The organism is Lysinibacillus sp. NPDC097231 (assembly GCF_044761885.1).
Lineage (GTDB): Bacteria > Bacillota > Bacilli > Bacillales_A > Planococcaceae > Lysinibacillus.
The window spans coordinates 1-6,782 of record NZ_JBIWDH010000005.1; the positions used below are offsets into that span (position 1 = coordinate 1).

Here is a 6,782-nt window from a genome sequence, read left to right on the forward strand (position 1 = left end):
GTCACCACGGACACCCTTGCTCTTGGCTAACCTCTACTTCTGTCTTCGGGGTTCGGGACTTGCACCCTATAGTTCATACGCATGCCGGGCGCACATAAAGCTTTAACTTCTTCCAGAAGTTAAAAACAAAAAAACGCTCCTCCTGCATAGGTTTGCAGGGGGAGCGTATTACATACACGGTCTTTCTCCTTTTTTTAAGGAGCCCAAGTAAAAGATTAAACTTAACCGTTATAGAAGTCAAGATTTTTTACTACATGGATAAAAGAAAGAAAATTCAAAGAGTAATTATTTTAAACCTCTTCCTCATCTTCTTCGAATTCATCCTCTTCATCTTCGATAAAGTCTTCGTCGATTTCGTCATCGATGTCCTCTAAATCTTCATCTTCAAAGTCAATGTCTTCTTTTTCATCATCTTCATCGTCATCAACATCGTCTTCTTCAACGAATTCTTCAAAGTCTTCATCAAAGTCGATATCGTCTTCTTCTAAATCTACATCTTCTTCTAAATCATCTTCGCCATCAAGAGTAGCTTTAGATTTTTTCTTATGGGTTTTAACAGAAGGTGCTGTTTCTTCCTCAATTTGTTCAACTTTAAACCATTCACGTAAGCCCCAACCTGTCTCCTGATTGAATAAGAAGCGGCCATCTACGTTAATATCTGTGTAGAATTGTAGTAGGCGGGCTTTTATTTCTTCATCACTATAGCCTACAAGCTCTTGGATTATTGTTAGTAAGTCATTAAAAGACACTGAGGCACGTTTTTCATTTAAAATTGCATAAGCTAAGTTAATTAACGATTCTTCCATTAATTGTTCTTTTGTCATTTCACGAAAATTCAATTCGTGCACTTCCTTTCCCTCATCACAATGGACGTTTTAAAATTACATGGAGCTTTATTTTCGGAATGCAGCAAAAAAGGCCGCACAAAAGTAATATTCCATATCATAAGCATAATACCCATTATATACAAAGTTTTAGCCTCTTTGCTAGCTTCAATTACTGTTTTTTATATTACGCATTTTTTTTATACCTAGGTAAAACAAATATACAGATAGTAATAGTAAAGGAATAGCGCCAACTTGCTTATTATACAGGAAAATAACTCCTAACACTAAAGCTAAAACAATGATGTAGTGAATAATTGATTTCATCCTCTACTACGCCTCCCCTTTTTTTACAGTTCAATTATAACGAAAATGAAAAAAAGTGCCTAATCCTAAGACTAGACACTTAAAACTACAGAAGCATTTCGTATAAAATAGCATAAATACTTAAAAGGTAAGAAGTTGTGACATTTATGAATTACATGTTACGACGATATTGTCCGCCTACTTCATATAAAGCCTTCGTAATTTGACCTAGACTAGCTACTTTTACTGTTTCCATAAGTTCAGCAAAAATATTTCCATTGCTAACAGCTATTTCCTGCAAACGAGCAATAGCAGCTCCCGCTTCTTCTTCGTTTTGCTTCCAGAAGGCATGTAAATTATGAATTTGCGTCTCTTTTTCTTCTGTCGATGCACGAGCAATTTCCATATTATCAATTTCGTCATCTGAAGGAGGGTTCGGATTTAAGTATGTGTTTACACCAATGATTGGCAACTCTCCAGAATGTTTTAGCATTTCGTAGTACATAGATTCTTCTTGAATTTTACCGCGTTGATATTGCGTTTCCATTGCACCGAGCACACCACCACGATCATTGATTCGGTCAAATTCTTCTAGTACCGCTTCTTCTACAAGATCCGTTAATTCTTCCACGATAAACGCACCTTGTAATGGGTTTTCATTTTTCGCTAAACCATGTTCCTTTGTAATAATCATTTGAATGGCCATCGCACGACGTACAGATTCCTCAGTAGGCGTTGTAATGGCCTCATCATAGGCATTTGTATGCAATGAATTACAGTTATCCTGTAAGGCCATTAGAGCCTGTAACGTTGTACGAATATCATTAAAGTCTATCTCCTGTGCATGTAAGCTGCGTCCAGATGTTTGGATATGATATTTTAACTTTTGTGCACGTTCATTTGCACTGTACTTATCACGCATCACAATTGCCCAGATACGACGAGCAACACGTCCAATTACTGTATACTCTGGGTCAAGTCCGTTAGAGAAGAAGAATGATAGATTTGGTGCAAAATCATCGATATTCATTCCACGACTTAAATAATATTCCACATACGTAAAGCCATTTGCTAAAGTGAATGCTAATTGTGAAATTGGATTCGCTCCAGCTTCTGCAATATGGTAACCAGAGATAGACACTGAGTAGTAATTACGAACTTTATGGTCAATAAAGTACTGTTGAATATCTCCCATCATACGCAATGCAAACTCTGTAGAGAAAATACATGTATTTTGTCCCTGGTCTTCTTTTAAAATATCCGCTTGTACCGTTCCACGCACTACCTGTACAGTTTTCTCTCGTGTCTCCGTAAATTCTTCAACTGTCAAAGGTCGACCAAGTTCTTTCTCACGCAGTTTCACTTGTTGATCAATAGCCGTATTCATGAACATTGCCAAAATAATCGGTGCCGGACCATTAATTGTCATTGATACTGATGTAGATGGTGCACATAAATCAAAGCCTGCATAAAGCTTTTTCATATCCTCTAGCGTACAAATAGATACACCAGATTCTCCAACCTTCCCATAAATATCTGGTCGATAATCTGGGTCCTCACCGTATAATGTCACCGAATCAAATGCCGTTGATAAACGTTTTGCATCATCATCCTTCGATAAATAATGGAATCGTTTATTTGTACGCTCTGGCGTACCCTCACCAGCAAATTGTCGCTTCGGATCTTCACCTTCACGCTTAAATTGGAACACACCCGCTGTGTATGGGAATTCTCCAGGTACATTTTCTTTATATACCCAACGTAAAATTTCACCGTAGTCCACGAATTTCGGCAAGACAACTTTAGGAATTTTTGTACCAGAAAGACTTGTTGTTTTTAAAATTGTACGAATTTCCTTATCACGAACTTTCGTTACAAATTCATCTCCTGCATACGCTTCTTTTAAAGCCTGCCAATTATCTAATATACGTTTAGATTCTGCTGTTAATTCGTCTTGAACACCTTTTGCTAAAGAAGTAAGGGATGCGACAAGTGCATCATCTGGCGCTTTTTCCTGAACTGCTGTAATAGCTCCCTCTAATTGGAATAGACGCCGTGCAAAGGCTACTTGTTGCTCTGATTTTTTGTGATAGCCGCGAACTGTGTCTGTAATTTCACGTAAATAATAACGTCGATCATTCGGAATTATCACATCTTGTTTTTGTGTTTTTGCAAATTGTTCATAGCCTGTTTCCCAATTAGATCCTGTTTTCTCGTTAATAATATTTACTAGTGCGGCAAATAAAGCATTCGTTCCTTTATCATTGAATTGACTAGCAATGGTACCGTAAACAGGCATATTATCAATTAGTTCATCCCAAAGCTCCCGAGATCGTTGGTATTGCTTCTGCACTTGTCGAAGTGCATCCTCAGAGCCTTTACGTTCAAATTTATTGATAGCGATAACATCCGCAAAATCAATCATATCGATTTTCTCAAGCTGAGTTGGAGCACCGAACTCACTTGTCATGACATACATAGATAGGTCCGTATATTTTGTAATTTCCGCATCGCCTTGACCAATCCCACTTGTTTCGACAATGATTAAATCATAGCCCGCTACACGTGCTACATCTAATACGTCCCCAATCGAAGCAGAAAGCTCAGTACGAGATCCACGAGTTGCTAGACTACGCATATATACTCGATTATTGAAAATCGCATTCATACGAATTCGATCTCCAAGCAATGCCCCACCAGTTTTTTGCTTTGTCGGATCTACTGAAAGAATTGCTACACGTTTATCTGGAAACTCTTTCAAGAAGCGACGAATTAACTCATCTGTCAATGAAGATTTACCAGCTCCACCTGTTCCTGTAATACCCAATACAGGCGTTCCTTTCGAGCGTTTGCGAGCTTCTTCTAACATCTTTTTCGTTTCTTCATCGTTATTCGACTCTGCCGCTGTCAATAAATTTGCCAAAATTTCTGGTGTTTCTGTTGATAGTGCATCCAGTTTTTCTTGATAGTTACCTGTTGCAGTTGGGAAATCAGTACCTTTAATTTGCTCATTGATCATCCCTTGCAAACCTAAGACACGCCCATCTTCTGGCGAGAAAATCCCTGCAATCCCATAAGCATGTAGCTCTTTAATTTCACGTGGTAAAATAACGCCACCACCACCGCCATAAATTTTAATATGTGGCGCACCTTTTTCACGAAGCAAATCATACATATATTTAAAGTATTCCATATGCCCGCCTTGATAAGAAGATATGGCAATACCTTGAGCATCCTCTTGAATCGCAGCATTTACGACTTCTTCCACAGAGCGATTATGTCCTAAATGAATGACCTCCACACCGCTCGATTGTAAAATACGTCGCATGATATTGACTGAAGCATCATGCCCATCAAAAAGACTCGATGCTGTTACAAAACGTACGTGATTTTTTGGACGATATACTTCTACCTTTGTCATATGAAATCCCCACTTTCTCCCCTTAATGTTCTTTGTCGGCTCACCATCATAACGTGGGGTTGATTTCCGTTCCGACTGGGCGCTCACTCGCTGTGCTCGTTCCAATCAACTTATTTACATGACATACGTTTTTAACAAATGTCACCCCTATATTTCGGTAATGAGCCTTTTCATTCAAAAAAAGTCGGCAATTGCAATGTCGCTTTATGCAATTACCGACAACCCCTTAGTGAAACTTATTTGAACCCCTTTATGCCTGAAATAAACAATGTAATTTGCATATCAATAAATTCCTCAATTGAATGCTGACGATGAAGCGCCCATTTACGGAACGCCCAACTTTGCCCAGCAACAACTAAGTTATTGGCTGCCAAATGGATTTGCTTTTCCGTCATCGTTATTTCACCTGACTGCACACAGCGTTTTAGTAATCGCTCAAAAGTCGCAACCATTTCAAATTCTTTACTGAATACATAACGTTGTGCTTCTTTTGACAATGATTTTGTTTCTTGATACATGATTGTCAGTTCATCAACCATACTATCAATTTGCAAGAAATACTCTCGAATCATTTCCTTTAACTCTTCTATAGTTCCTGCCTTAATCTCATAACTTGAAAGTCGCTCCATTGCATGATGGTAAATGCTATCACATACAAGGTAAAGGACATCTTCTTTCGTACGAATGTATTCGTATAATGTTCCAATACTAAAGCCTGCAGCTTTTGCGATTTCTCTCGTCGTGGCACGATGAAAACCTTTTTCTTTAAATAATTTAATGGCTCCCTGTATCATTTGTTCTCGACGAATGGCGATGAGATTTTCATCTTTTACTGTTGACTGTACTTGGGGTCTCTTATCTCTTTCTGTCATACGTTATTTTGTCAACATACGCGAGATAACAAGACGTTGAATCTCTTGCGTACCTTCATAGATTTGTGTAATTTTCGCATCACGCATAAAGCGCTCAACCGGATAATCTTTCGTATAGCCATAGCCTCCAAAGATTTGAACTGCCTCAGTCGTTACACTCATCGCCGTATCACCAGCCATTAATTTTGCCATAGCAGACGCTTTACCATAAGGGAGACTATTCGACTCTAACCAAGCAGCCTGGTATGTAAGAAGTCGAGATGCTTCAATTTGAGTAGCCATATCGGCTAGTTTGAAGGATACACCTTGGTTGGCAGTAATCGGCTTTCCAAATTGAACACGTTCTTTTGCATAGTCAACCGCTGCATCCAATGCTCCTTGTGCAATCCCTACAGCTTGAGCCGCGATACCGTTACGTCCTCCATCAAGAGTTATCATCGCAATTTTGAAGCCGTCTCCCTCAGCTCCAAGCAGGTTTTCTTTCGGAACACGACAGTTATCGAAAATAATTTCAGTTGTAGGAGATGAGCGAATCCCTAATTTTTTCTCCTTCTTACCTACTGAGAAACCTTCATATCCGGCTTCCACGATAAAAGCAGATGTGCCATTTTTTGCTTCTGGATCTGTTACTGCAAATACGACATATGTATCTGCTACTCCACCATTGGTAATGAAAATTTTCGAACCGTTTAAAATATAGTCATCGCCATCACGTTTTGCATATGTTTTCATGCCACCAGCATCAGAACCCGATCCTGGCTCTGTTAAACCATATGCACCGATATGCTTACCTTCCGCCATTGGACGAAGATATTTTTGTTTCTGTTCTTCAGTACCGAATTTAAAAATTGGCCAGCCTGCCAATGAAGTATGTGCGGATAAAGTTACCCCAGTTGAAGCACATACACGTGATAATTCCTCTACAGCAATGACATATGCAAGATAATCAAAGCCTGCACCACCATATTCTTCTGGCCACGGAATACCTGTTAAGCCCAACTCCGCCATTTTATCGAAAATAGCTCGATCAAACTCTTCGTTCTCATCACGCTCGGCTGCTGTTGGTGCCACTTCATTAATAGCAAAATCACGAATCATTTCACGTAATTGTTCATGCTCTTCTGTTAATTGAAAGTTCATTGTCCATTTCCCCTTTTTAGTTAGACTCTATTAATTTCTAGGTGATTACGCTTCTTTGATGATTGCTTTTTTATCTTGGTCATTCTATTATCGATTGGAATTTCGGTGCGACATTAGTAATTAGCTTATTGAATTAAGCGAACTGTTCTCTGCATTACCTGAGCGATTTCCTTGGCTACCCGAGCAGTTCTCTGTCCCACCTGAGCGATTTCCGGCTAC

At 39.1% G+C, this 6,782-nt stretch carries 5 protein-coding genes; all 5 read right to left on the bottom strand.

Annotated elements, in window-relative coordinates; all coding sequences use genetic code 11:
• Positions 1-290 precede the first annotated feature (290 nt).
• Positions 291-839 (bottom strand): DNA-directed RNA polymerase subunit delta, encoded by a 549-nt coding sequence (rpoE, locus tag ACIQXF_RS05070; protein ID WP_402779827.1) that lies wholly within the window; start codon positions 837-839, stop codon positions 291-293.
• A 153-nt stretch (positions 840-992) separates the two neighbouring features.
• A complete protein-coding gene (locus ACIQXF_RS05075; protein WP_402779829.1) occupies positions 993-1,151 on the bottom strand; it encodes a hypothetical protein in 159 nt (52 codons plus the stop codon).
• A 151-nt stretch (positions 1,152-1,302) separates the two neighbouring features.
• Positions 1,303-4,551: a fused isobutyryl-CoA mutase/GTPase IcmF gene (gene icmF / locus ACIQXF_RS05080; protein ID WP_402779831.1), complete on the bottom strand. Its 3,249-nt coding sequence runs from the start codon at positions 4,549-4,551 to the stop codon at positions 1,303-1,305.
• A gap of 236 nt (positions 4,552-4,787) precedes the next feature.
• On the bottom strand, positions 4,788-5,423 hold the full coding sequence (locus ACIQXF_RS05085) for a TetR/AcrR family transcriptional regulator (RefSeq protein WP_402779833.1): 636 nt from the start codon (positions 5,421-5,423) through the stop codon (positions 4,788-4,790).
• A gap of 3 nt (positions 5,424-5,426) precedes the next feature.
• Entirely contained in the window at positions 5,427-6,563 is a 1,137-nt protein-coding gene (locus ACIQXF_RS05090; protein ID WP_402779835.1) for an acyl-CoA dehydrogenase, read from the bottom strand.
• Positions 6,564-6,782: the final 219 nt, after the last annotated feature.

What these genes read in the sequence shown, in the direction of transcription:
- ACIQXF_RS05075 (WP_402779829.1), bottom strand. Translation starts at nt 1,151, where the DNA reads ATGAAATCAATTATTCACTACATCATTGTTTTAGCTTTAGTGTTAGGA.
- icmF (WP_402779831.1), bottom strand. Translation starts at nt 4,551, where the DNA reads ATGACAAAGGTAGAAGTATATCGTCCAAAAAATCACGTACGTTTTGTA.
- ACIQXF_RS05085 (WP_402779833.1), bottom strand. Translation starts at nt 5,423, where the DNA reads ATGACAGAAAGAGATAAGAGACCCCAAGTACAGTCAACAGTAAAAGAT.
- ACIQXF_RS05090 (WP_402779835.1), bottom strand. Translation starts at nt 6,563, where the DNA reads ATGAACTTTCAATTAACAGAAGAGCATGAACAATTACGTGAAATGATT.